At 66.7% G+C, this 24622-nt stretch carries 22 protein-coding genes and 1 pseudogene; 15 read left to right on the top strand and 8 right to left on the bottom strand.

Going from position 1 to position 24622, the window contains the following annotated elements; translation table 11 throughout:
• Nucleotides 1–292: 292 nt before the first annotated feature.
• The 11 genes from Q9R31_RS18995 (at nt 293) to Q9R31_RS19045 (ending at nt 10197) form a co-directional block, all read left to right on the top strand.
• Entirely contained in the window at nt 293–1078 is a 786-nt protein-coding gene (locus Q9R31_RS18995) for a 5-oxoprolinase subunit PxpA (RefSeq protein WP_311264269.1), read from the top strand.
• A 2-nt stretch (nt 1079–1080) separates the two neighbouring features.
• Nucleotides 1081–1812, top strand: coding sequence for a carboxyltransferase domain-containing protein (locus Q9R31_RS19000; RefSeq protein WP_311264270.1), 732 nt, complete (start codon nt 1081–1083; stop codon nt 1810–1812).
• Complete coding sequence (locus Q9R31_RS19005) at nt 1809–2822, top strand: allophanate hydrolase (RefSeq protein ID WP_311264271.1); 1014 nt, start codon at nt 1809–1811, stop codon at nt 2820–2822. The genes Q9R31_RS19000 and Q9R31_RS19005 overlap by 4 nt, the downstream gene beginning before the upstream one ends.
• A gap of 41 nt (nt 2823–2863) precedes the next feature.
• Entirely contained in the window at nt 2864–4204 is a 1341-nt protein-coding gene (locus Q9R31_RS19010; RefSeq protein ID WP_311264272.1) for an MFS transporter, read from the top strand.
• A 95-nt stretch (nt 4205–4299) separates the two neighbouring features.
• Nucleotides 4300–5055: an SDR family oxidoreductase gene (locus Q9R31_RS19015; RefSeq protein WP_311264273.1), complete on the top strand. Its 756-nt coding sequence runs from the start codon at nt 4300–4302 to the stop codon at nt 5053–5055.
• A 66-nt stretch (nt 5056–5121) separates the two neighbouring features.
• Nucleotides 5122–6063, top strand: a complete 942-nt coding sequence (locus tag Q9R31_RS19020; protein WP_311264274.1) for a 2-hydroxyacid dehydrogenase — start codon at nt 5122–5124, stop codon at nt 6061–6063.
• Nucleotides 6060–6830 (top strand): SDR family oxidoreductase, encoded by a 771-nt coding sequence (locus tag Q9R31_RS19025; RefSeq protein ID WP_311264275.1) that lies wholly within the window; start codon nt 6060–6062, stop codon nt 6828–6830. Before Q9R31_RS19020 ends, Q9R31_RS19025 begins: the two co-directional genes overlap by 4 nt.
• The gene (locus Q9R31_RS19030; RefSeq protein ID WP_311264276.1) at nt 6830–7897 is read left to right on the top strand and encodes an L-idonate 5-dehydrogenase; all 1068 of its coding nucleotides are present in this window, start codon (nt 6830–6832) and stop codon (nt 7895–7897) included. The genes Q9R31_RS19025 and Q9R31_RS19030 overlap by 1 nt, the downstream gene beginning before the upstream one ends.
• Nucleotides 7891–8466, top strand: a complete 576-nt coding sequence (locus Q9R31_RS19035; RefSeq protein ID WP_311264342.1) for a gluconokinase — start codon at nt 7891–7893, stop codon at nt 8464–8466. The genes Q9R31_RS19030 and Q9R31_RS19035 overlap by 7 nt, the downstream gene beginning before the upstream one ends.
• Nucleotides 8467–8512: 46 nt before the next feature.
• Complete coding sequence (locus Q9R31_RS19040; RefSeq protein ID WP_311264277.1) at nt 8513–9109, top strand: TetR/AcrR family transcriptional regulator; 597 nt, start codon at nt 8513–8515, stop codon at nt 9107–9109.
• On the top strand, nt 9106–10197 hold the full coding sequence (locus Q9R31_RS19045; RefSeq protein ID WP_311264278.1) for a DMT family transporter: 1092 nt from the start codon (nt 9106–9108) through the stop codon (nt 10195–10197). The genes Q9R31_RS19040 and Q9R31_RS19045 overlap by 4 nt, the downstream gene beginning before the upstream one ends.
• Here Q9R31_RS19045 and Q9R31_RS19050 read toward each other — a convergent pair.
• Together Q9R31_RS19050 and Q9R31_RS19055 are read right to left on the bottom strand one after the other, a co-directional pair.
• Nucleotides 10108–10404 carry a DUF3040 domain-containing protein gene (locus Q9R31_RS19050; RefSeq protein ID WP_311264279.1) on the bottom strand — a complete coding sequence of 99 codons (297 nt, stop codon included), beginning with the start codon at nt 10402–10404 and terminating at the stop codon, nt 10108–10110. The two genes, Q9R31_RS19045 and Q9R31_RS19050, sit on opposite strands and share 90 nt — an antisense overlap.
• Before the next feature lie 95 nt (nt 10405–10499).
• A complete protein-coding gene (locus Q9R31_RS19055; protein WP_311264280.1) occupies nt 10500–11546 on the bottom strand; it encodes an aldo/keto reductase in 1047 nt (348 codons plus the stop codon).
• A gap of 179 nt (nt 11547–11725) precedes the next feature.
• Here Q9R31_RS19055 and Q9R31_RS19060 point away from each other — a divergent pair, with 179 nt between their 5' ends.
• The 3 genes from Q9R31_RS19060 (at nt 11726) to malQ (ending at nt 14844) form a co-directional block, all read left to right on the top strand.
• Nucleotides 11726–12184: a GAF domain-containing protein gene (locus Q9R31_RS19060; RefSeq protein ID WP_311264281.1), complete on the top strand. Its 459-nt coding sequence runs from the start codon at nt 11726–11728 to the stop codon at nt 12182–12184.
• 89 nt (nt 12185–12273) lie between these two features.
• The gene (locus tag Q9R31_RS19065) at nt 12274–12462 is read left to right on the top strand and encodes an ANTAR domain-containing protein (protein WP_311264282.1); all 189 of its coding nucleotides are present in this window, start codon (nt 12274–12276) and stop codon (nt 12460–12462) included.
• A gap of 162 nt (nt 12463–12624) precedes the next feature.
• A complete protein-coding gene (gene malQ / locus Q9R31_RS19070) occupies nt 12625–14844 on the top strand; it encodes a 4-alpha-glucanotransferase (protein WP_311264283.1) in 2220 nt (739 codons plus the stop codon).
• A 91-nt stretch (nt 14845–14935) separates the two neighbouring features.
• Here malQ and Q9R31_RS19075 read toward each other — a convergent pair whose 3' ends face one another.
• Nucleotides 14936–18001: an alpha-amylase family glycosyl hydrolase gene (locus tag Q9R31_RS19075; protein ID WP_311264284.1), complete on the bottom strand. Its 3066-nt coding sequence runs from the start codon at nt 17999–18001 to the stop codon at nt 14936–14938.
• A gap of 271 nt (nt 18002–18272) precedes the next feature.
• Nucleotides 18273–19319: a beta-propeller fold lactonase family protein gene (locus Q9R31_RS19080; RefSeq protein WP_311264285.1), complete on the bottom strand. Its 1047-nt coding sequence runs from the start codon at nt 19317–19319 to the stop codon at nt 18273–18275.
• Nucleotides 19320–19608: 289 nt separating this feature from the next.
• Here Q9R31_RS19080 and Q9R31_RS19085 point away from each other — a divergent pair, with 289 nt between their 5' ends.
• Nucleotides 19609–20412 (top strand): putative protein N(5)-glutamine methyltransferase, encoded by an 804-nt coding sequence (locus tag Q9R31_RS19085; RefSeq protein ID WP_397428273.1) that lies wholly within the window; start codon nt 19609–19611, stop codon nt 20410–20412.
• A gap of 249 nt (nt 20413–20661) precedes the next feature.
• On the opposite strand, the gene Q9R31_RS19090 is transcribed toward Q9R31_RS19085, so the two are convergent.
• From Q9R31_RS19090 to Q9R31_RS19105, 4 genes and pseudogenes are all read right to left on the bottom strand, one after another.
• A complete protein-coding gene (locus tag Q9R31_RS19090; RefSeq protein WP_311264286.1) occupies nt 20662–22608 on the bottom strand; it encodes a DUF222 domain-containing protein in 1947 nt (648 codons plus the stop codon).
• Between the two features lie 219 nt (nt 22609–22827).
• The gene (locus tag Q9R31_RS19095; RefSeq protein ID WP_311264287.1) at nt 22828–23232 is read right to left on the bottom strand and encodes a YtxH domain-containing protein; all 405 of its coding nucleotides are present in this window, start codon (nt 23230–23232) and stop codon (nt 22828–22830) included.
• Between the two features lie 126 nt (nt 23233–23358).
• A complete protein-coding gene (locus Q9R31_RS19100) occupies nt 23359–23625 on the bottom strand; it encodes a GlsB/YeaQ/YmgE family stress response membrane protein (RefSeq protein ID WP_056331329.1) in 267 nt (88 codons plus the stop codon).
• A gap of 133 nt (nt 23626–23758) precedes the next feature.
• A pseudogene (locus Q9R31_RS19105) lies at nt 23759–24591 on the bottom strand (aldo/keto reductase).
• Between the last annotated feature and the right edge of the window lie 31 nt (nt 24592–24622).

Genomic DNA, 24622 nt, shown 5'->3' on the forward strand with positions numbered 1-24622 from the left:
AGGTTAATTGCAGATGACTTTTCAATGACCAGAACATTCTATCCCCGATTCGGCCATAACCGCTTCCGATGACCGCATATGCATTTTGCATAATCAAGGCATGACGAAATTGGCCACATTTCCTTTACATTCACGAAACAAGCGAAAAGTACATTCTTTGGGTCAGCTCCCATCCGGCGGATGGGGATCATAAAAATTCCCTATCCCATGACGCGGATTACGTCTTTGTACGGCAGAAATCCCAATGCCACACTCATCTACAACCGAATTATCCAGCAGAGGAAGGCCCGCAATGCCCACAGTTGATCTCGTAGCGGATCTTGGTGAAGGTTTTGGTGCCTACTCGATCGGTGACGACAAAGCCCTGCTGGACATTGTGTCCAGCGCCAACATCGCCTGCGGATTCCATGCCGGCGACCCGGACATCATGAATGCCACCGTGACCGAATGCGTCCGCAAGGGAGTGGGCATCGGTGCGCACCCCAGCTTCCCGGATCTTCGCGGCTTCGGCCGCCGGGCCATGGACCTCACCGCCGAGGAGGTCCGCAACGACGTCGTCTACCAGCTCGGAGCGCTCACCGCCTTCGCCGCCTACCACGGCGCATCCGTCTCCCATCTGGCCCCCCACGGCCGGCTCGGAAACCTCGTCGCCACCAGGGCCGACTACGCCCAGGCCGTGGCTGACGCGGCTGTCCGCGTGGATCCCGGCCTGATCGTGCTCGCCCAGGACGGCGAGCTGGCCAACGCCGCAGCTGAACGCGGGCTGCCGGTAGCAATTGTGGGCATCGCGGACCGCGCCTACCAGGAGGATGGCACCCTGGTGCCGCGCAGCCAGCCCGGCGCCGTCATCCACGATCCCGCCGCCATCGTCGAGCGGACCGTCCGGATGGTCTGCGAAGGATTCATCCAGACCGCGTCCGGCAGCGACATCCCCATCTCCGCAGACACCGTACTGCTGCACGGCGACAACCCCGGCGCCGTCGAACTGGCCCGCCTGATCCGCGCTGAACTGGTCGCCGCAGGCGTCACCATCGCCCCGCTTGCCCAGGTGCTCGCCGCAAAGCAAAAGGTTTCCTGACCATGGCCACCGCAACAACAGCAACCCCAACAGTGTTGGACATTTTCGAGTCGGGCGACGCCGCACTGCGCGTGGTGGCGCGGTCGGGTGACGCGGAAGCCAACTGGGCCAGCGTCCACTCCCTGGCAGGCTGGCTGGCAACAGCCGGCGTCGAAGGTATCCACGGCGCCGTTCCCACCTACGACTCGGTCCTGGTCGAATTCGATCCCTGCCTCACCTCCGCGCGGCAGGTCCGCGCGTTCGTCCTCCTGGGCATGCGCCAACTGGATTTCACCGGCAGCACACTGCGGGAACCGCGCCGCTTCGAGGTGCCCGTGGTGTACGGCGGCAGCTACGGGCCCGACCTGGAACGGGTGGCACAGCACCAAGGACTGGACGTTGAGGACGTCATCGCCAGGCATACCGCAAAGACCTATGTCATCCGGTGCCTCGGAGCGCCGGCCGGCTCGCCCATGATGGATGGGCCTGACTTCCCGGTCCCTGTGCCCAGGCTCAAGGACCCGCGGTTGTCCGTCCCCGCCGGTGCCGTGTCCGTCGCCGGCCGCCAGGCTGTGATCGCCCCGGCAGCAGCGCCGGGCGGCTGGTGCGTCATCGGGCAGACGCCCCTGACGGTCCTGGACGCAACCCGCGAACCGCTGGTGCCCTACGTTCCCGGAGACGAACTGCGTTTCTACCGGATCCCTGAAGAAGACTTTGGCCCGCTCGCCGGACAGTTCCTGGAGCCACGGCCATGACCGGGGCACTGCTCATCCTGCAGCCCGGACATTCCGTGGTCACGGACCTGGGGCGGACCAAAGGCCCCGGGTACGGGTTGCCCGTCAACGGCGCCCTGGACCAATTCTCAGCCAAGGCCGCAAACATCCTGGCCGGCAACGCGGACAATGATCCGCTGCTGGAACTGACCGCCCTCGACTTCCGGATGCGCGCCACCACGGACCTCCTGGTTGCCGTTACCGGGGCACCCCTGGACCTCACCGTGGACGGCCGCGACTGTCCGCAGTGGGAACCCATCTCCGTCCGCGCCGGCGAAACCGTGGCCGTCCGCGGCATCAGGACCGGGCTGCGTGCCTACATTGCAGTCCACGGATCCTTCCCGGTCCCCACGCTGCTCGGCAGCTGTGCCCCGGACACAGTGGTGGGCTTCGGTCTGAAGCTGATGGAGGGCCTCCGGCTCGAAACGGGGAAGACCACTGCCCCCATCACCCAACCCCACTTCGGCCTGCCGCTGTTCCGGCTCGGCCTGACCAAGCCAGCGTTCACCACGCACCCGGTCATCGATGTTACCGATGGGCCTGACGTGGCGGAATTCGGAGATACGGCAGACCTGCTGTTCACCTCGCAGTACACGGTGAGTCCCCGCAGCAACCACATCGGGCTCCGGCTCGGTGGTTCCCTGCCCGAACGGCAGCACACAACCGAAGTGCTCTCCCGCGGCGTTCCCGTCGGGGCCATCGAGGTCCCGTCCCGGGAGGAGCTGCTGGTCCTGCACCGGGGACGCGGCGTGACGGCGGGTTACCCGGTCCTGGGCGTGGTCACGAGCCGCTCCCTGGATGTCCTGGCGCAGGCCAGGCCCGGACACACCATCACCTTTCGAAAGACCACCGTGGCGGAAGCAACGGCCCTGCACCGGGCAGCCTGCCTTGAACTGGACAGGCTCCGGAGCACCATCCAAACGGTCTTCGGACTGCTCGGCATCGGTGCAGGGGAACGCTGGCATGAACTCAGCCCAGCGTCAGGAGCCTGATCACCGTGAATGCTTTTCCAGAACTCCTAAAGGAAACCAAGATGTCAACATCAACACATGCGGTATCACCGCAGCATGACCGTTTGACTGCGAAGCAGGCCCGCAAGGTCGTCACCGCCGGCTGCGTCGGCATCTTCGTGGAGCTCTACGACAACGGCATTTTCGCCTTCATGGCCGGAACCCTGGCCCTGGTGTTCCTGGCACCGGGCAACCCGGCTAACGCCCTGTTGTTCGTCTTCGCCGGCTACGCCGTGTCCTTCTTCGTCCGCCCGCTCGGTGCTGTCGTCTGCGGCTACCTGGGGGACCGGATCGGCCGGCAAAAGCTGCTGGTCTTCGTGATCCTCCTGATCAGCGTGGCCACCGCCGGCATCGGCCTGCTGCCCAACTACGCCGCGATCGGCATCGCGGCTCCCGTCCTGCTGGTGCTGCTCCGGTTGCTCCAGGGCTTCTCCGTTGGCGGCGAGGCTGCCGGCGCCATGACCTTCCTGGCCGAACACGCCCCCGAAGGCAAGCGTGGAGTCATCACCTCCTACGCCCAGATTGCCTCCTTCGCGGCCCTGCTCACGGGCACCCTTGTGGCCTACTCCATGTCTCCGTGGCTCACCCAGGCAGCGATCGACGGCGGCGGGTTCGGCGCTTTCGCATGGCGCATCCCATTCCTGGTGGCCATCCCCATGGGCGTCATCGGCTGGTACATCCGCAAGGCCATCAGCGACACCCCCAACTTCGTGAAGCTCAAGGAAGAAGGCGGGCTGTCCAAGAACCCGCTCAAGGAAGCCTTCAAGTCCGCCGAGCACCGCCGCGCCATGCTGCTTGCGCTCTTCATCCCGCTGATGAACGGCTCGGGCTACTACGTGCTGTTCTCCTACATGCCCACCTTCCTCAAGGGCAAGCAGCTGAACTTCACCATCGGCCAGGCCCTGCTGGTCACCGCCTGCAGCCTGGTGGTCATCTGCATCGCCATCCCCTTCATGGGTGCCCTGTCCGACCGTGTGGGCCGCAAGAAGGTCATCGCGGGCTCGGCCATCGCCATGGCCATCCTGGGCATCCCGTCCTACGCGCTCATTGCCACCGGCAACATGGGCCTGGCCATCCTTGGCGCATCCGTCATGGCCATCGTCTTCGCCGGCCACACGGCAGTCATCCACATCCTGATCGTGGAGCTCTTCCCCACCCGGGTCCGCTACTCCGCCTACGGCCTGGGCTACAACATCTCCTCGGCCCTCTTTGGCGGAACCGCCCCGCTGCTGATGACCTGGCTGATTGCGGAAACCAACAACATCTACATGCCGGCGTTCTATGCGGTGATCACCGCACTCGGCACGCTGGCCGCGGTGAGCACCGTCAAGGACCGGGCCCACGAACCGCTCCGCGACGCCTGACCGCCCGGCGCCCAGCCACCCCTGACCATGGGCTCTTACGTCCGGCCCCGCCGCCGGACGTAAGAGCCCGGACAATTCCCACTTTTGGAGTACAAGTGCCTTTTTCCGATTACACCACCGCCCTCGTCACCGGAGCATCCACCGGCATGGGGGCCGCCATCGCAGAGCGGCTTGCCAAGCGCGGCCTCACCGTCCACGCCGTGGCCCGCAACGAGGAACGCCTCACTGAACTGGCCGACCGCACCGGCGCCATCCCGCACGTGGTGGACCTGACCGACACCGCCGCGCTGGCCGCCGTCGTGCGTGACCTCAAGGTGGACGTCCTGGTCAACTGCGCCGGGGTGTCCCGGCCGGGCAACATCTTGGATTCGTCCGAGCAGGACATCGACGAACTGGTGGACGTCAACCTTCGCGGCCTGCTGCAGCTCACCCGGCTGGTCCTGCCCGGCATGGTGGAGCGCGACCTGGGCCACGTGGTCAACATCAGCTCGATCGCCGGCACCTACAACTTCTACGGCCACACCGTGTATCACGCCACCAAAGCGGCGGTGCACCAGGTCTCCAGGCAGCTCCGCAACGACACCGTGGGCAAGCGTATCCGCGTCACCGAAATCTGCCCCGGCCGGGTGGAGACGGAGATCTTCGGCCGCAACATGGGCGGGAGCCCCGAGGCTATGGAAGAGGCGTGGAAGACGTACTACGAAGGCTACGAGTCACTCACCACGGATGACATCGTCAACGCCCTGGATTACGCCATCGAAACGCCGCGCCACGTGAATGTTGGCATGCTTGAGCTCATGCCCACGTTCCAGGTTCCGGGCGGCCTCACCTTCGACCGCCGCGGGGACTAAGGACCGGACACAGCACTGAAGTCGCCGCCCTGCAGCCAACCCATCACCAACCGTTAGGCCCTCCCGATGCAGTTAGTACAAACCGTCAGCTTCCCTGAACGCCAACTCCTGGCAGATCTCTCACCGCTTCCTGAAGGACTCCGCGGCGTGGTGTGGGACATGCAGGGGGCGCCGGACGAGACCCACGGAGGCATCGACGGCGTCATCCTCCCGTACATCAACGCCGGGGCAGTGCTTGGGAACCTGGATAAGGTCCCTGGCCTCAAGTTCGTCCAGACCCAGTCAACAGGGTTCGACGGCGTACGCGAGGCTGCGGGGCCGGCCGCCGCAGTGGCAAACGCCTCAGGCGTCCACGCAGCTGCGACTGCCGAGCTGGCCGTGGGCCTCATCCTGGCCAAGCTGCGCGGCATCGACCAGGCCGTCCGGGACCAGCAGGCCGAAAACTGGGCACCGCAGCGGCGCCAGTCCCTGGCCGACCGGAAGGTCCTGTTGCTGGGGATCGGCGGGATCGGCAAGGAGCTGGCCCGCCGGCTGGAACCCTTCGAAGTCACCATCACCCGGGTGGGGAGCAGCGCCCGCACCGATGAACATGGGCCGGTGCATGCTCCGGCAGACCTCGAGGCGCTGGCCCGGGACCATGACATCCTGGTGTCCGTCCTTCCCCTGAATGACAACACCCACCACCTGGTGAACGCGCAGGTCCTGGCGGCATTGCCCGACGGCGCGCTGGTGGTCAATGTGGGACGGGGGCCGGTGATCGATACCGACGCGCTTGCCAATGAGGTGGTCTCCGGCCGGCTGCAGTGCGCCCTGGACGTGGTGGACCCTGAACCGCTGCCCAAGGGCCATTCCCTCTGGTCGACGCAGAACGCCCTCATCACCCCGCATGTGGGCGGCAACGCCTCCGCGTTCGAACCGCGGATCCTGAAGCTCCTCCGGAAACAGCTCGAGGCGCTGGCCGCCGGCCAGACTCCGGCCAACCTCGTTCAGCAGGGACCGTTCGCATGAGCTCACTTTTCGACCTCACCGGCCGCGTTGCCCTCGTGACCGGGTCCAGCCGCGGGATCGGCAACGCGCTGGCAAGGGGCCTGGCCGACGCCGGTGCAACAGTTGTGCTCAACGGCGTCAATGAAGAACGGCTCAAGGACGCCGCGGCGGCGATGGCTGCCGACTTCGCCCCCGGGCGTATCCACAGTGTCGCCTTCGATGTCACCAGCGACGCCGAAGCCGCCCGCGGCATTGCCTGGGTGGAGGAGCATGTGGGTCCGTTGGAGATCCTGGTGAACAATGCCGGGATCCAGCACCGGGTGCCCATGCTGGACCTGGACGTGAAGGACTGGGAACGGGTGATCTCCACGGACCTGACCAGCGCGTTCCTCGTGGGCCGGGAGGCTGCCCGGTTCATGATCCCGCGGGGGCACGGCAAGATCATCAACATTTGCTCGGTCCAGACAGACCTGGCCCGGCCCACCATCGCGCCCTACATTGCGGCGAAGGGCGGGCTGCGGAACCTCACCCGGGCCATGACGGCGGAGTGGGCGGCGTCCGGGCTGCAGATCAACGGCATCGCGCCCGGCTACATTCACACGGAGATGACGCAGAACCTGGTGGACGACGAAAAGTTCAACTCCTGGATCCTGGGCCGCACCCCGGCGAACCGGTGGGGGACCGTGCAGGACCTGGCAGGGCCCACGGTCTGGCTGGCTTCCAGCGGATCCGACTTCGTCAACGGCCAGACCATCTTCATCGACGGCGGAATGACGGTGGTGGTCTGATGACACTGGAGACAGCCCTCCCCATTGCCGGCCCGGCCGTGGTGGCCCACGCCGCCAATGATCTCCGGATTGATGAAGTCCCGCTGCCTGATCCTGCCCCTGACGAGGCAGTCATCGAGGTGCACTACGGCGGCATCTGCGGCTCCGACCTGCACTACTGGCTGCACGGCGCCGCCGGCGAATCCATCCTGAAGGCGCCCCTGGTGCTGGGCCACGAGATTTCCGGAACAGTGGTCCGTGCCGCTGCTGACGGCACCGGTCCCGCCGCGGGCACCCCGGTGGCAGTCCACCCGGCAACCCCGGGCCCGGGCGCGGCACGCTACCCCGCGGACCGGCCCAACCTTTCGCCGGGCTGCACGTACCTGGGCAGCGCTGCACGGTTCCCGCACAAGGACGGCGCGTTCAGCCGCTACGTGAACCTCCCCACCCGCATGCTCCGGACCCTGCCGGACAGCATCGATCTGCGCACCGCCGCACTGATCGAGCCCGCCTCCGTGGCCTGGCACGCGGTGGCGCGGGCCGGGAACGTGGCCGGCAAGTCCGCGCTCGTGATCGGCAGCGGACCGATCGGCGCCCTCGCCGTCGCCGTCCTCAAGCGCGCCGGCGCAAGCCGCATCACCGCCGTCGACATGCACGACAAGCCGCTGCAAATCGCCAAAGCCGTGGGAGCGGACCAAGTGATCACCGCCGGTGATGCCGGGGCGATCGCAGCTGTCGAGGCCGACGTCGTGATTGAATCCTCCGGCAACCACCACGGCCTGGCCTCCGCCATCCAGGGCGCAACCCGCGGCGGCACCGTGGTGATGGTGGGGCTGCTGCCCACCGGGCCGCAGCCGGTGCTGATCTCGCTGGCGATCACGCGGGAGCTCGAGCTGAAGGGTTCCTTCCGGTTCAACGACGAGATCGACGACGTCATCGCCGCCCTCGCCGACGGCTCGCTCCACATCGAGCCCGTGATCACGCACGAGTACCCGGTGGAAGACGCGCTGGAAGCCTTTGGCGTGGCGCGGAACTCCGCCGAATCCGGGAAGGTCCTGCTCAGCTTCGGCGGCGGGAGCCAATCGTGAGCGCGCTCCCGCCGCTGGTGGTGATGGGCGTTTCGGGCTGCGGGAAATCCACGGTCGGTTCCCTCCTGGGCCAGCGCCTGGGCATGCCGTTCCTGGACGGTGACGACTTCCACCCCGCAGCCAACAAGCAAAAAATGGCCGCCGGCGTTCCGCTGACGGACAAGGACCGGGAACCCTGGCTCGGCCGGCTGGGGGAGCTGCTGGCAGCAAAGGCCGGCGACGGCGCAACAGTTCCGCCGATTGTGGCCTGCTCTGCGTTGAAGCGCCGTTACCGGGACCTATTGCGCAGCTACGCACCGGAGGTTGTCTTCATCCACCTGGCCGGCACCGCAGCCACCATTGGCGCAAGGATGGAAGCGCGTGCCCACGAGTTCATGCCGAGAGCGCTGCTGGAATCCCAGTTCGCCGCACTGGAGGAATTGGCGGCCGATGAACCGCATATCCTGGGCGACGTCACGCAGCCCCTGGAGGTCCTCGTGGAATCACTCGCGCAGGAGCTCCAGGCGGGACTGCCCGTTCAAACGACTGCCGGCGGTCCCACACGGAGTGAGCGGAGACAGCTGCAGTGAGTTGTAGGTAGACTGGGCTACCTACCAGCGCTGCAAGGAGTACCCGATGCCTGCTTCACGTCCTGCGGTGACGGCACGCCGCCCTGCCCGCGAGCTGCTGCTTGAGGCGGCCGCCCGCCTTTTCTATGCGCACGGCGTCGCCGCCACGGGAATCGACACGATCACGGCCGAAGCGGGGGTGGCCAAGAAGAGCCTTTACAACAACTTCAACTCCAAGGCGGACTTGGTGGCCGCATACCTGGAAGCCCGGCACGGGGAGTGGCTGGGCCTCTACCGCAAGCGGCTGGAATCGGCCGGCACGCCGCGGGAGGGGGTTCTGGCGGTCTTTGACGCGTGCCTGGACCACGCCAACGTCGCCTACCAGCACGGTTTCAGGGGGTGTGGGCTGCTCAACGCCGCAGCGGAACTGCCCGCAGGGGATCCCGGCAGGGCCGCCGTGCGGCGCCACAAGGAGGAAGTGCAGGAACTCCTTGCACAGCATGTGGCAGGGCTGTTGCGGGGCCGGGAAGAATCAGTCCCGCGCATTGCCGCGCACCTGGCGTTCCTGCTTGAGGGAGCCATGGCCAGGGCCGGCCTTGAAGGAAGCGACGCGCCGCTGCGGGACGCCCGGTCCATCGCCGGGCAACTGCTGGACGCCCTGTGAACGACACGCCTAACCACCGGCAGGCCCAACTCCGCGGAGCACTCTCCGTGGTGGCCGCCTCGATCCTCTGGGGGACCACAGGGACAGCCGCCACCTTCGCGCCCGCCGTGAGCCCGCTGGCCATCGGCGCCGTGGCAATGGGGCTGGGCGGGCTCCTGCAGGCGCTGTACGCCGCACGCCATATCGCGGTCCAGTGGGGCAGCCTTCGTGCCCGGTGGCGCCTGGTGTTGCCCGGCGCCCTGGCGGTAGCCGTCTACCCCCTGGCCTTCTACAGTTCCATGCGGCTCTCCGGAGTGGCCGTGGGAACGGTGGTCTCCATCGGTTCAGCGCCGGTGGCGGCGGCGCTGATCGAACGTTTCGCGGACAGGAAGCCGCTGAGCCGGCAGTGGATTCTCGGGGCGCTGCTGGGAATCGGCGGGGCCGCCCTGCTGTCACTCGCCGGACATTCGCCGGCGGCGCCCGGACCCACCGCGCCCGTACCTCCCACACCCGGCCCCGGGCCGGATTCCTGGACCTCGATCGTGGGAATCCTCCTGGGACTCCTGGCCGGAACCACCTATGCCCTGTATTCCTGGGCGGCCCACCGGCTGACCGGCCATGGTGTCACCCCTCGCGCCGCCATGGGCGCCATTTTCGGACTGGGCGGAATCCTCCTGATGCCGGTCCTCGCCGCGACCGGCGGCCCGCTGCTGGAGTCCTGGCGCGGCGTTGGTGTGGGCGCGTATATGGCCACGGTGCCGATGTTTGCCGGCTATCTGCTGTTCGGCTGGGGACTGGCCCGGGTGGGGGCGGGCACGGCCACCGGCATCTCCCTGCTCGAAACCGTGGTGGCAGCCGTCCTGGCGGTACTCGTGGTGGGTGAACGGCTGCCGGCACTTGCCTGGCTTGGCGCCGCCGTCGTGCTGGCCAGCCTGTTCATCCTGACACCAGGGCAAACAGGGGCAGCAGCAACGCGCCGAGCAGGCGCAAACCCAAAGAAAGCCGCACCACCAACGCCATCAGCCGGTGATTTGCCGGCCCCCGCTCCGGGCCAGCAACGTGGGGCCAAGCAACAGGCAGGCGCCCAGCCCCAGCAACAGAATCCCTAGCACCACCGCGCCGGGAGCAGGCAGCCCGGCCCCTGCAATGATGAGCACCAGGCCGACCAGTGCCGCAGCCGTCCCCGGCAACAGCCCTGCGGGGAAACGGCGCGCCGGGTAGCCGGACAGCAGTTCCATGGCCAGGTGGGGATCGTCCGCGATCAGCCCCAGCTCCAGCTCCTTGAGCAGGCGTCGCTCCTCATCGGACATTGGCATGGCAGGCCCCTGCTTCCTTGGGCGGCGGTATCGATATCGACCGTAGGAGTCTTCTACCGGTTAGTCAATAGCCCCGGGCCTCAGCCGGAAGCCGCCTACCGCCGCCGTAATTCCGCGAACTCGATGGACGGAACAATGGCGCCCGCATCCCGCTCCACGAAGTTGGTTCCCGGCGGCACCAGGTCGTCGATGGTATCCAGCACCGTCTCGCCCAGCTGGACGTCAGCCGCGCGCAGGTACGCCTGGAGGTGCTCCTCGTTGCGCGGGCCAATGATCACGCTGCTGACGGCGGGATGGGTCAGGGCGAATCCCACGGCCAGGTCCACCAGGGACATTTCCAGCTTGTCCGCCAGCCGGGCCAAAGAGTCCGCGGCCAGCAGCTTCCGCTCACTGGAAGGTCCGGAGATGTCGTACCGGCCGGGCAGAGTGTGGACCCGGGTGGGCGGTTTGCCTGATTCAAGGACAAAGCTGCCGGACAGCCAGCCGCCGGCCAGCGGGCCGTAGGCAAGTACGCCCAGGCCATACTGCTGGGCGATGGGCAGGACGTCCCGTTCATTGCCGCGGACCAGCATGGAGTACGGGACCTGGTTGCCCAGCGGCGGGATCAGGTGGTTGGTGGTGGCCAGCCACTGCGCCTCGACAAGCTGCGCCGGCGTAAATACGGAGGTGCCGTAATACAGGATCTTGCCCTGGCGGATCAGGTCATTGAGGGTGGTGATGGTCTCGAGGACGTCGGTGTTGTAGTCCGGCCGGTGCGCCTGGTACAGGTCGATGCGGTCGGTCTGCAGCCGCCGGAGGCTGCCCTCGACGGCCTGCATGATCCAGCGCCGGGAGTTTCCGGAGTGTGCTGGATTGGGGCTCATCTGGCCGTGGAACTTGGTGGCCAGGAAGACGTCGTCCCGGCGGCCGCGGAGGGCCCGGCCCACCACCTGTTCGGACTCGCCCTGGGAATAGACGTCCGCGGTGTCAATGGCCGTGATGCCGGCGTCCAGGGCTGCGTGGATGATGCGGATGCTTTCATCCGCGCCGGTGGGGGCGCCCTGGGAGCTGCCGGTCCCCTCGCCGAAATTCATGGTGCCAAGGGTGAGGGGACTGATGGGGGTTCCCGACCGTCCGAACACCCGCAGTTCGCTCAGGCTCATCTGCGGCCTCCTCCATTCAGTTGCCGTGCCTTGGATCGTCATGAGGCTACACAGCTTCCGGGGACCGCCGCAGAATTCCGCCTTAGTCCTTCTCTTTTCGTCGCACGGAGTAACTATGGGGCTACGGGAATGACGTTTTGTGGCGCGCCAACAGCGCGGAATCGTGCCTATATTGAAGGATGGGCACCATCAAGAGTGACGACCAGTTCGTCCAACTGCACGACCTCATCATCGGCAGCAGCAACGTCGCTGACTTCCTGACGGAGCTGTCCACTCTTGCCGCGTCAACGCTCAGCGGTGACGCGGGCGTGGCCATCGAGTGCGGGGTGACCCTCCGGCGCCGCAAACGCAGCGTCACCATTGCGGGCAGCAGTGAACGCGCCGTCATCCTGGACAAGCTGGAGCAGGCCCTGGGGGAGGGGCCGTGCCTCGCGGCGCTGGAGGCCATGAGGCCCATGGTCCTGTCCAATGTCGAGACCGATAACCGCTGGCCCAACTACCAGAAGGTCCTGGCCGAGAATGGCTGCCGCAGCGTCCTGGGCGTCCCCCTTCCCCTCGACGACCACCAGTCCGCGGCGTTGAACTTCTTTGCTGCGGAGCCGGGCACCTTTGCCCCCCCACATCGTCCACCGGGCTGAAGGGTTTTGCCGACCTCGCCGCCCGCGCGGTGCGGTTGGCGCTGCGGATTGCCGATACCCAGAACCTGGCGGATGACCTGAAGGCCGCCATGGCGAGCCGTACCACCATCGACCTGGCCTGCGGGGTGATCATGGCGCAAAACCGGTGCAGCCAGGACGAGGCCATGGCCGTGCTCACCAAGGCGTCCAGCCACCGGAACCAGAAGCTGCGGGACGTTGCCGCCGGGATCCTGGGCCGGGTCAGTGGCGGGGCAGTGAGCACGCACTTCGATCCGTAGGCCGTGCCTGGGACCTGTCAGGACCCGCCCGCACGCCGTCCGGGTTTCGCCTCCGCGCCGCCCTGCAATAATCTGAACCAACGGTTGTGCACGGGGGTGTCAGCGCCCGGTACAACAGCAGCACTGTAAGTTCCGGGACCATCACAGACGAGGCGGACACCCATGACGGCTTCAGACCAGCAGCACGCACCACGGTCAACTTCGCCCGCAGACCCTCCTGCCGCTGCCCCTGAACCGGTGGATCCGCACCTGCTGCAGCAGTTGGCCGACGCGCACGGTGTTGGCACGTCCTTCCAGGGCTGGGACGGCCTTCCGCACTCCGTGGCCGAAGCGACACTGATCAAGGTGCTGGCCGCCCTCGGCGTTGAGGCACACACCAACCAGCTCATCAAGGCTGCCTTGGCGGAGGCGGAACTGTCGCCCTGGCGGCAGATGCTGCCTCCCGCCGTCGTCATCAAGCAAGGCGAACCGGCCCAGGTGCCGGTCCATGTCCGGGACGGTGCCACCGCCCGCCTTAACGTCATCCTGGAAGGGGGAACCGGGGAGCGGGAGGCCGTCCAGCAGGATGTCTGGGTCCAGTCAAGGGAGGTCGACGGCGTCTCCAGGGGACGTGCCACCTTCTCGCTTCCCGAGGACCTGCCTCTGGGCTGGCACACCCTGCAGGCGGAGTCGGAAGGCGTTACGGCGACCGCTACGCTGGTGGTGACGCCGGCGCGGCTGGCCACGGCAAAGCCGCTGGAGGAACGCCGCGGCTGGGGCCTGGCCACGCAGCTGTATTCGGTCCGCTCAAAGCGGTCATGGGGCATCGGTGACTTTGCGGACCTGGCGGACCTGGCCGCGATCAGTGGTGCGCGCGGCGCCGACTATGTGCTGGTGAACCCGCTGCACGCTGCTGAGCCCGTTCCGCCGGTCCAGCCCTCGCCCTACTCGCCGTCCACCCGCCGGTTCTTCAACCCGCTCTACATCCGTATCGAAGCCATCCCCGAGCTGGCGTACCTCCGGCCGAGGAAACGAGCGGCGCTGGAAAAACTCCACGAGGAAGTGGCAGGGCTGAACAAGGAGGGTGCCCGGCTGGACCGCGATGCCGTGTACGCGGCAAAGCTGCAGGCGCTGGAAATGCTCTACCACACGCGTCGTTCACCGGCCCGGCAGGCCGCGTTCGATGAGTTCTGCCGCATCTCCGGCAGCGGCCTGGAGGATTTCGCGCTGTGGTCAGCCATCCGCGAGGACCTGGCGCCGGACGATCCGCTCTGGAAAGACCCGGCGTGCGCCATCGGAACACCGGAAGCGGAAGCACTGCGGAAGAAGCTCGCGGACCGGATCGGGTTCCACCGCTGGCTGCAGTGGATCTGCGACGAGCAGCTGGAGAACGCCCAGAGGACGGCGCTGCGCTCGGGAATGCGGCTGGGGGTGGTGCATGACCTCGCGGTGGGTGTGGACCACAGCAGCGCCGACGCCTGGACGCTGCGCGGCGTGCTGGCCCCGAACACCAGCGTGGGCGCCCCGCCGGACATGTACAACCAGCAGGGGCAGGACTGGGGCCAGCCGCCGTGGCACCCCGCCCGCCTGGCCGAGGCGGGCTACGAACCGTTCCGCAACATGCTGGCCAACGTGCTCCGGCACGCCGGCGGCATCCGTGTGGACCACATCCTGGGCCTGTTCCGGCTGTGGTGGATCCCCATGGGGAACGCTCCCGGGGACGGTGCCTACGTCCGTTACGACCATGAGGCCCTGATCGGCATCCTCGCCCTCGAAGCGCACCGCGCCGGTGCCGTGGTGATCGGTGAGGACCTGGGCACCTTCGAGCCATGGGTGCGTGACTACCTTGCGGCCCGCGGGATCCTGGGCACGTCCATCCTTTGGTTTGAGTACGACGGCGAGTCGCCGCTTGCGCCGGAAAAGTACCGTACGCAGGCGCTTGCCAGCGTCAACACCCACGATCTCCCGCCGACCGCCGGCTACCTTGCCGGGGACCACGTGGGACTGCGGAGCCGGTTGGGGCTGCTGGAGCGGTCCGAACAGGAGGAACGCGCGGAGCACAATGCGTCACTGGAGAAGATGTTCGCACTCCTGCGTGAACGCGGCTACCTCTCCGAAATGGCTGCCGGCGGAGTGGAGGGGGCATCTGAGGAGCACACCATCGAGGCGCTGCACCTGCTGCTGGCCCAGGCGCCGTCGGTACTGCTAGGCGTAGCGCTGGTGGATGCGGTGGGGGAGCGGCGGGTCCAGAACCAGCCCGGAACCACCGAGGCCCTTTACCCCAACTGGCAGGTGCCGTTGGGCGGCCCGGACGGAAAACCCGTCTACCTTGATGACCTTCCCGCCAACAAGCGTTTCAATTCACTGCTGGCGGCGGTGGAGGGCGCCCTGCAGGGGTCATAAGCGGATCTGAAAGCAATGAGGCCCCGCCGCTTGGTAAGCGGCGGGGCCTCATTGGTTTCCGTCCCGGTTGTCCTCTTGTCGGAGGGTGAACCTAGCCCGCGGTGATCACATGGGTGAAGTGGTCGTAACGGAAGGTGACCGGGCCGCCGTCGTGCTCAAACACAATGTTCGCGCCGGGCGTTGCCCCGCCCGCCCCGTAGCTGACATCCCAAGCGCGGTTCAGGGCTGCCTTGAACTCGTAGCTTCCCGCCGGCAGGTCCGGAACGGACAGCTTCCACACGAGGTCTGCCGGGTCCAGCGCCAGCTGCGCCTGGCCACACGCGGGTTCCCAGTCCGAGGCGCAGCCCAGCTCGCTGTCCATGCTTCCGGCTGCTGCCACGGCGGCCGGTTGCTGTGAGGCGTAGACGGCGCTGAGCAGGTGGGTGCTGTTGTCGTAGCGGAAGGTCACGGGTCCGCCTGGATGGTCCAGCACGATGTTCTGCCCGTTGAGCTGGCCGTCGGCGCCGTAGTTTTCGTCCCAGCCGCCGTTCAGGGCGGCCTTGTACTCGTACTTCCCGGCCGGCAGGTCCACTGTCAGCCGCCAGATCCGGTCCGCGGGGTCCAGGACCATCCGCGCCTGGCTGCAGCCCGGATCCCACGGCGCGCTGCAGCCCATTGCCTGGTTCAGGGACCCGGCCACCGTGACCGAGTCGGGCTGCGGGGCCTGGCCCACCGTGACGGTCCTGGTTTCGCTGGTGACGTTGAAACCCGTGCCGGACATCGTTGCGCGGTACTGGACCTGGGTGCCGTCCGCGACGCCGGTCACATCGTCGGTTGCGGAGTAGACGGGTGAGGACGAGTCGGTGCCCACCGCGGTCCAGTCCCCGCCGTTCACGCTCCGCTCGAAGGACACCACATGGCTGGCCTTTTCCGGGTCAGCGGTGGCGCTCAGCTCAACTTTGCCTTCCACGCTGCTGCCCTCGGCGGGCTTCTGCAGGGTCAGGACCGGCGCGGGGACAGTCGCTGAACGGCTCTTGCTGGTGGCGGCATGCCCGCCGTTGTCCAGCACGGTGGCGCGGTACTCCAGCGGGGTGCCGGCGTCCAGCGCCGCCACATCGTGGAACACCTGGTACGGCGCGGTGTCGTCCGTGCCGATCCGCTGCCACTCGCCGCCGGCCGTCTTCGCCTCAAAGGTGACCTCGTAGAACGAAGCACCGTCGACGTCGGCCCTCACGTTGATGCGTCCGTTGTCACCCGTGGCGGCGGCCGGCTGCCGGAGGGCGACGGCGGGGGCCTCCTTGGAGTGCGGGATCCGTCCCGAGGATTCGTAGACGACGGCGGAGAGCGGCGGGACGGTCAGGGTCAGTTTGGCGTCGTCCGAGGTTTTGGCCTCGTCGGGGCCCTCGCCGTAAATGCGCGTGTAGCTGCGCTTCGCGATGTACGTGGGGACCTCCGCCGTCTGCGGCTGGGCGCTGTTGTTCAGGGCCACCACGTATTCGCGCTGGTCCTGGGCATCCGTGCGGGAGAAGGCGTAGATGCCCGGCCCGTCGGAGGCGTAGCGGTGCTGGTGCGCGCCGTTCCGCAGCGCCGGGTGCTCCTTGGCGAGGGCGGCCAGTTCGCCGATCCTGGCGTAGAGGGGGTGGCCCGGGTTGAAGTTGTCGGTGGCGTGCGTGGCGTCCGTGCCCAGCAGGTCGTCGTCCAGGTAGTCCGGAACCTTGCTGGCGAACAGGGTCTGGCGTGCATCCTGGTCGCCGCCAGGGCCGGTGAAGCCCTGTTCGTCGCCGTAGTAGACCACGGGGTTGCCGCGGGAGAAGTACATCAGCTCGTGGGCCAGCTCGTCGCGGGCCACCTTCTCGGCGTCGCTTGCGGCCGGGTTATCCTGGGCGATGAAGCTGCCGATGCGGCCCATGTCGTGGTTGCCCAGGAAGGTGGGCAGCTCGTAGACGTTGGAGTCGGCGTCGGTGTACCAGTCGTCACCGTCGAAGAAGGCCTGCAGGGCCTTGGCATCCTGGCTCTTCGAGGCAAAATTTCGGGCAGCGTCCTGGAAGGGGAAATCGAGCACGGCCTGCATCTTGTTGCGGGTGGTGAACTGCGACGTGAAGCTCTTGGTGGTATCGAAGACTTCGCCGAACATGAAGAACTCGTCCTTGCCGTGCTCCTTGGCGTAGCTGAGGACGTTGGGGCCGAATTCCTGCCAGAACTCGTTGTTCACGTGCTTCATGGTGTCGATCCGGAAACCGTCCACGCCAAAGTCACCGATCCAGGACTTATAGATGTCCTCCATGCCGTGCACGACGGTGGGATTTTCGGTGAAGAGGTCGTCGAGGCCGAAGAAGTCCCCGTACATCGAGTCCTCGCCGGTGAAGGTGGTGTCGCCGCGGTTGTGGTACAGCGTGGGGTCGTTCAGCCAGGCGGGAACCTTGAGGTTTTCTTCGCCGGGAGCCAGGACGGGCTTGTAGGGGAACGACGTGTCCGCGTCCAGCTGGGGGAAGGTTCCGGTGCCGGCGTAGTCGCGGTCATCGAATGCTGAACCCGAGGCCGTCTTGTAGGGGACAGCGTCCTTTGAGACGTAGCCTTTGCGGTCGCCCTCCTGGTAGCCGATGACGTCGGCGGTGTGGTTGGTGATGATGTCGAAGTACACCTTCATGCCGCGGGCGTGGGCCTCGCTGATCAGGGCCTTGAGCTCGTCGTTTGTGCCCAGGTGCGGATCGATCTGGGTGAAGTCCGTGACCCAGTAGCCGTGGTAGCCGGCGGACTTGTCCTCCGGCTGGACCGCCTTGTTCTTGAAGCTGGGGGTCAACCAGATGGACGTGGTGCCCAGGCCCTGGATGTAGTCGATCTTGTTGCGCAGGCCGGCCAGGTCCCCGCCGTTGTAGAAGCCCTTCTTCGTGGGATCGAAGCCGGAAACCATCGGGTCGGGCCCCAGCCCGCCCTGGTCGTTGGCGGTGCTGCCGTTGCTGAAGCGGTCTGCCATGACGAAGTAGAAGTTTTCGTCCGTCACGGGACCGCGGAGCGAATGCAGGGCGGAGGAAGATCCCTGGCCCTGGATGCCGGGATCCTTGGGACCTGGATCCTTAAGGGCCACCGCAGCATGGGCCGGGAGGACTGCCGCCGAGATGGCCACGGCGGCTGCCAGGAGGCCGGCCGCGGACCTGGCCGCGACGACGCGGCCTTGCATTGACCGACGGGCTCTGGGGGGCTGTGTTCCTGCGGGCTTTGCCCGCAGCTGGGCGCGTGGGGGCGCGCCGGGAGGGGTGCGGAATAACAAGGGTGAGACCTTCCTGGGAAGCAGCGCTGCTGTACAGGCTTGCCGTTGACAAGGGATGCGGCAGGAGGGTTCGAAGGACAGCACGCTGACCTGTGAACCAAGTCACAACTGTAAGCGCTTGCACTGAATTACTCCAGTGTCTGGGGAAGGGTCGTGGCGCGAAGTGCGGCGGGGAATGCAGTCAGCCGGCGGATACCAGGGCAGTAGGCGAGGGGGTGCCCAAATTATGGAGCACCGGGCCGGGGAGCCCGGTCACGGGGGCCAGCTCAAACGTGGCGATGTTGTCCGACCGTTCGTGGGCCACATGCAGCCGGTTTCCGCGGACCAGGTGGTGCCGCGGCCAGTCCCCGCCGCTGTCGAAGTCCTTGAGGGGGATCAGTTCGGTACCGCCCGCTGCTACTTCCAGGACGCTGATGAGGTTGGATCCGCGGACGCCGGCATACGCGAAGTCTCCCTGCGGACCAAGGCAGATTTCGGCGGCGGAATCACCTTCCTTGCTCCCGCCCGCTGTAGCGGGTCCACGGAATACCAGCTCATACGTGCCGGCCTCGGGCCGGACGACGAACACCTCTACGGAGTACTCCGACACGATGAACACGTTGCCCGAAGGGTGCTCCACCATATGCCGGGGACCGCTGCCGTAGGGGAGGACCACTTCGTGGTCAGCCACCAGCCCGGCGCCCGGCTCATAATTCCAAATGCGGAGGGTGTCATGGCCCAGGTCCGTCGTCATGACCCGCCCGTCACGCAGCATCAGGCTGGCGTGGGCACGGCTCTGCCTGGGGCTGCCGGGAGAAAGGCTTGCGTGGGGGTCAACCGACGGTACGGCGGGGAACCGCCCGGTCAGGCCGCCGTCGTCATCCAGCCCGTAAAGCAGGACCTGCCCGTCGCCCCAGCAGGCAGCCGTGACAAACCGGCCCCGCGGGTCCACTGCTACATGGCAGGTGGCCTCTCCGGCCGGCTCCGGCGTCCCGTACGGTTCCAGCGCAAACTCGCCCCGGCGGCGGTAGGCTTGGACCTTTTTGCGCTGCTCGGCCGCCGCATACACCACCGGCAACGTGGGATGGACGGCCAGGAACGACGGCGACTGGGCCTCGACTGCCGTGCCCAGCCACTCAAGGCTTCCGTCGCGGTGCTCCCGGACAGCTCCGATGCCTTTGGCGCGGCCGCCGCCGTCGGGGGTGTAGGTGCCGATCCAAAGAATGTTGCTGGCTGTTCCCGTGGTCATGATCCCATCCTGCCAAGGGTTGGCACCCATTCCCGTGCACACGGCCGACAATTAGCATGGGATTTCCAGCAAGGGACGAAGGAGGTGGGCCCATGACCGCTGTAACAGCTGTGGCCGTCCCCTCCCGGCGCCGTCCCGAGAGCCTGGGCTAGCCGGCATGGGGGTGGCTGCGGGCTCAGCGGAGGGTGCTGCTGTGCCACGTCCCGAACCACGGGCTGTTCACAGTCCTTCCCCGTCCCTCAGTCCTTCACCATCTCTCGGTCCTTCCCCTTCTGGCAGTCCGTCGCCATTGGGGGTCTTCGACGGCGTCGTCTCTGCTTTGCGGTCCGCGGGATGTGTTTTCGCGGAGGAAGAGGCCCGCCTGCTGTTGGCCGAGGCCTCCAGTCCCGGCGACCTTGCCCGAAATGTCCAGCGCCGGGTGGCAGGCGTCCCCCTGGAGCACATCCTGGGTTGGGCGGAATTTGCGGGCCGGCGCATTCTTGTGGAACCAGGCGTCTTTGTGCCGCGGCGCCGTACGGAGTTGCTGGTCCACGAGGCACTGGCCCTGCTGCCCGACGCGCCCCAGCCGGCGCCCCCGGTTGTCGTAGACCTCTGCTGCGGGTCTGGAGCCGTGGGAGCGGCCATCATTCAGCAGGCGCCGTGGGTGGAACTGCATGCCGCGGACATCGAACCTTCGGCTGTTCTGTGTGCCCGCCGGAACGTTGGGCCCATGGGCGGCCAGGTGCATGCAGGGGACCTGTTTGATGCCCTGCCGCCGGCACTGCGTGGGCAGGTCCGGGTGCTGGTGGTTAATGCTCCCTACGTTCCCACGGAAGCCATCCGCACCATGCCGCCCGAAGCGCGCCTGTACGAACCTGTAGCCTCCCTCGACGGCGGTCCTGATGGCCTGGACTTCCACCGAAGGGTTGCTGCCGGGAGCCTCGGGTGGCTGGCTCCCGGCGGTCACCTACTCATCGAAACCAGCCAGCGGCAGGCAGGCGGCACCTCCGCCATCCTGGCTGCCGCCGGTTTCCTCACCCGAACGGTCCACTCGGAAGAAGTGGATGGAACCGTCGTTGTTGGATGCCTGGCGGCAGGAATGACGCAGGGGTAAGCATTCCGCGGGTCTTTATCAGCCCAGCCCCAGCCTCAGCCCCTGCCCCAGCCCCGGCTCTTGAACCGGCAGGACCCCTTGATGGCTGCCGGGACGCGGGCAGGGTGATGTCAGTGGACGCTTGAACCGGCACGGCTCCTTGAATCGGGACCGCCCCTTGAGCCGGCACAACCCCGGCGCGGGGGACCTCAAATGGTGGTCCATGGGAGGTCGGTCCGGGTCATCCGCGACCCGTTCGGGAGCCTTGCCTCATCCGCTTCCGCGGGGTGGTGGTGGTGGTTTGAAGTAGTGGTTTTGTTGGGGTGTTTGGGTGGGGTCGATGTGGGGTGGGGGGATGAACATGGGTGTGTTGTGGGTGGTTGTGATTTTCCATTGTTCTTTGTGGATGAGGTGGTGGTGGTGGCTGCAGAGCAGGACGCCGTTGTTGGTGGTGGTGGGTCCGGCGTGTGACCAGTAGGTGATGTGGTGGGCTTCGCACCAGGGGGCGGGGATGGTGCAGTTGGGGAAGGCGCAGCCTTGGTCGCGGGCGGTGAGGGCGGTGCGTTGGGCTGGGGTGAAGAGGCGGGTTTTGCGGCCGAGGTCGAGGATTTCGCCGTGGGTGCCCAGGAGGGCGGGGATGATGTCGGCGTCGCAGGCTGTTTTGCGCAGGGTGGCCGCGGCGACGGGCCCGGTGAACGCGAAGGTCCCTGTCCCTGTCCCTGTCCCTGTGGCCCTGCCCGCTGCTGGTCCTGCTGGTGTTCCGGTGCCTGCTTCCGGCCGTCCGGCCGTGGCGGGTTCTGTGGTGCCTGCGGGTGTGGTGGGGGTTTCGGGGAAGAGGTCCTGGTAGTGGATGGTGGCGATGATCTGGGGCCGGTTGCCGCCGGTGGTGGGCAGGGTGTTGGTGGCGAGGGCTGTTTTGGCGGCGGTGATGATGCCGTCGAGTTGTTTTTGGGCGCGGGTACGCAGGTCCAGGTCGGGCAGGTCGGGCAGGTCTGGTGCAGTTCCTGCTCCACCTGGTTCGGTGTCCTCACCAGGGGTGGTTTCACTGGCGGCCGTGCCCGTTCCCGTGGCCCCGGTGCTGGTGGCCTTGGTGGTCTCGGGGGTGGTGGTGCGGGGGTTGGTGGCGGTGTTCATGACGGTGAGGAGGTGTTCGTATTGGTCGGTGGTGGCAAAGATTTCGACGTGGTGCAGGCCGTGGCGGGGTTTGCGGATGAAGGCGCCTTGGGTGTGGTGGAGGGCTTCTTCGGTGGGTTCGGTGCCGTCGGCGTCGATGGTGTCGGTCCAGCGTTGGGCCAGGCGGGTGAGGAAGTCGGGGTCGGCGGTGGCGGCCGCGTGGGTGAGGTGGTGTTCGATCCGGTCCAGGGTTTCTTCGGTGGTGTGGTGTTGGAGCCGGTCCAGGGTGGCGGTGATGATGGTCGCGGCGTGTGAGGACACCGCCGGGCCCTGGGGGTGGTCGTTCGTCTGCGGGGCCGGGGTGAGGGCGGCGGCGAGGTGAGGCCGGGCCGGTGGGAGTGGTTCACCGGTGAGGCTGCTGGCGGGGAGGACGTGCCGGGCGAGGGTGAGGCGGCGGCGGGCTTCGCGGATGGGAATCCGCAGCCGCAGCCGGAGGAACTCTGCGGTGTTCCGGCAGCCGTCATCGGCCGGGGACGCCACGAGGGGGCCGGGCCGGGAGGGCTGGTCGGGTGTGGCGGCCGGGGACACCAGCTGGCTAAGACCCAGGGCATTGAGTGTGGCGGCCGGGGCGGGCCACTCGGCGTCGGTCTCGTTCACAGCTTGAGGTCCGGTGTTCAGGGTTTCGACACCGTTGGCGTCCCATCCGGTGGTCCAGCCCCGGGACCGGGTGGGGCGGGTTTTGGCCGTGGCGGCGTCGCTGATGGCCTGGGTGCGGGTCCGGTCCACAGCGTCGGCCGAGAGGATTTGCAGGTATTCCGCGGTCCGGACCAGTTCCTCGACGCCGCCGGCGAAGTCGGCGGCCTCAACATAGGAGGCGGAGGCCAGCACGTCCGGGGCGGCCAGGGCAGTGGCCGCAAGCTGCCCAGCCAGCCCGCCCAACAAAGCCCGTACGGCAGGTGCCGCGGCAGCTGTCAGACTCAGGGACTGCGCTGAAGGCTCCCCGGTGGCCGGCGCCTCCCCGGGGACGGCATGAAGGTGGGCCGGGCGCGGCAGCCAACTGCCGGCGTCGTACGCCTTCCCAAGATCTTCCCCAATGGTCTCCATAACCCCACTCTGCCAGCCACCACCGACAATCAGGACCCGCCCAAGCCCCTATGTGGAAAACCATGGATGGGTGTTGTTTCAAGCCCCGGTTAAACGTTGCCGGCCGCCGCGTCCCCCAAGGATCGCGACGGCCGGCAAGGCGATTCAGTTGTAGCACAAAGCCTTCAACCCGCTGTGTCAAACGCAGGTTCCAGCGTAATGATCAGGGCGAAAGCAGGATCAGGCCTTTGTGCCGGTTTCATCGGAGGTGCCAAGGTTGGTGGTCTCCGGGTGGGTGCTGTGTGCGGGGATGTGGTCTTCACCCGTGGCGTCGCCCGCCACCGAGGTGCCGCTGGAAGTGCCAGCAGTTCCCGAGGCCTGGCTCCCCCCAGAGCTGCCGTCCCGGTGTATGGCGGAGCCAATGACAGTGCCAGCCCGGCGTGCGGCTTCACTCAACTGGTCCGCCACCTCGGGAGCCTTTTCCTTGATGGTCTCCGTGGCCACGGATACCTTGTCCTGGACCGGCTTGCTGTCCCAGATGCCGGCGGCACGGGCTTTCAGCTTGTCATAGGCCGCACGGCCTGAACGGGAGCCGAGGACATAGCCGACGGCAACGCCTACACCCAAAAGAAGCTTGTTTTTCACGATGAACTCCTGCTCTGCGAGAAGGTTGTCAGTCCCGGCCGGCGTAGCGGGCGCCTGTTGCCGGAGAAAATGAAGGCCGGCCTGGGGATGGTGTCCCCAGGCCGGCCTCCTGGCATGCCCGTACAGTTATCCGCGGGCGCTTCGCTTGGTGACCATGCCATAGATGGCAAGGACGATCAGCGAGCCGACGATCGCCAGCAGCCACGTCTGGATCGAGAAGAACTCCTGCAGTCCACTGCCGAAGATCAAACCGCCCAGCCAGCCGCCGAGGAAAGCGCCAACGACGCCCAGGATCAGAGTGATGACCCAGCCGCCACCCTGCCTGCCCGGGAGGATCGCCTTAGCGATCGCACCAGCAATAAGTCCGAGAATCAGAAATGCAATAAATCCCATTTTTCGTTCCTCTTCCTAAGTAAAGGAGGCCCCCGGATCCCGGAAGCACTTCATCCTTCTGCCTCAATAGTAATCATGCTTACTATCTCTTTGCCAACCCCAAATATAACAAAAAGCGCAGTTCAGGCCCGTTTCAGTGCCCGGTTACATCGGAATCATTGCCTGCGCCGGGACCCTCGTCGAGGATGGCCAATTCCGCTAGATCCTGCGGATCCAAGGCGAAATCAAAGACGTCCAGGTTCTCCCTCATCCGGTCTGGATTGGCCGTTTTCGGAATCGTTACAAGTCCGTGCTGAATATGCCACCGCAGGACCAGTTGACCGGGTGTTTTTCCGTGTTTCTCGGCCAGCTGGGACAGGATGGGAGCATCAAGCAGGCTGGCCCCTGATCCACCAAGGGGGCTGTAGGACTCTGTGATAATTCCGTGCTTTTCGTGGACTCCCGCTCGGCCGTACGGGTGATGGCCGGGCTGAGCTGGATCTGGTTTACTGCCGGCACCACTCCGGTTTCGGCCATAAGCCGCTCGAGGTGGGCCGGCTTGAAGTTGGAAACGCCGATGGAACGCACCTTCCCCTCTGCCTGCAACCGCTCGAACGTCTTCCATGTGGACACGTACTCATCGCGCTGGGGCAGCGGCCAGTGGATCAGCAGCAGGTCCACGTAGTCCAGCCCCAGGCGCTTCAGCGAGCCCTCCAGTCCTGCCACCGCGCGGTCGTCGCCCTGGAATTCACCGTCCAACTTGGTGGTGATGAAGAGCTCGCTCCGCCCAGCCCCGCTGGCGCGGATGCCGTTGCCCACCCCGCGTTCGTTGCCGTACTTCACGGCGGTGTCGATGTGCCGGTATCCGGCTTCCACAGCGTGTACGACGGCGGCAGCCACCTGTTCGTCGTCCAGCGGCCAGGTGCCAAGCCCCAGCTGCGGAATCCTGTTGCCGTCATTGAGTTCGATGAGCGGTGCAAGTGTCATGCCATCAGTCTCCCCTTTTTCGGCCGCCAGC

Source organism: Pseudarthrobacter sp. BRE9, assembly GCF_031844305.1.
In the GTDB taxonomy this organism is placed as follows: Bacteria; Actinomycetota; Actinomycetes; order Actinomycetales; family Micrococcaceae; genus Arthrobacter.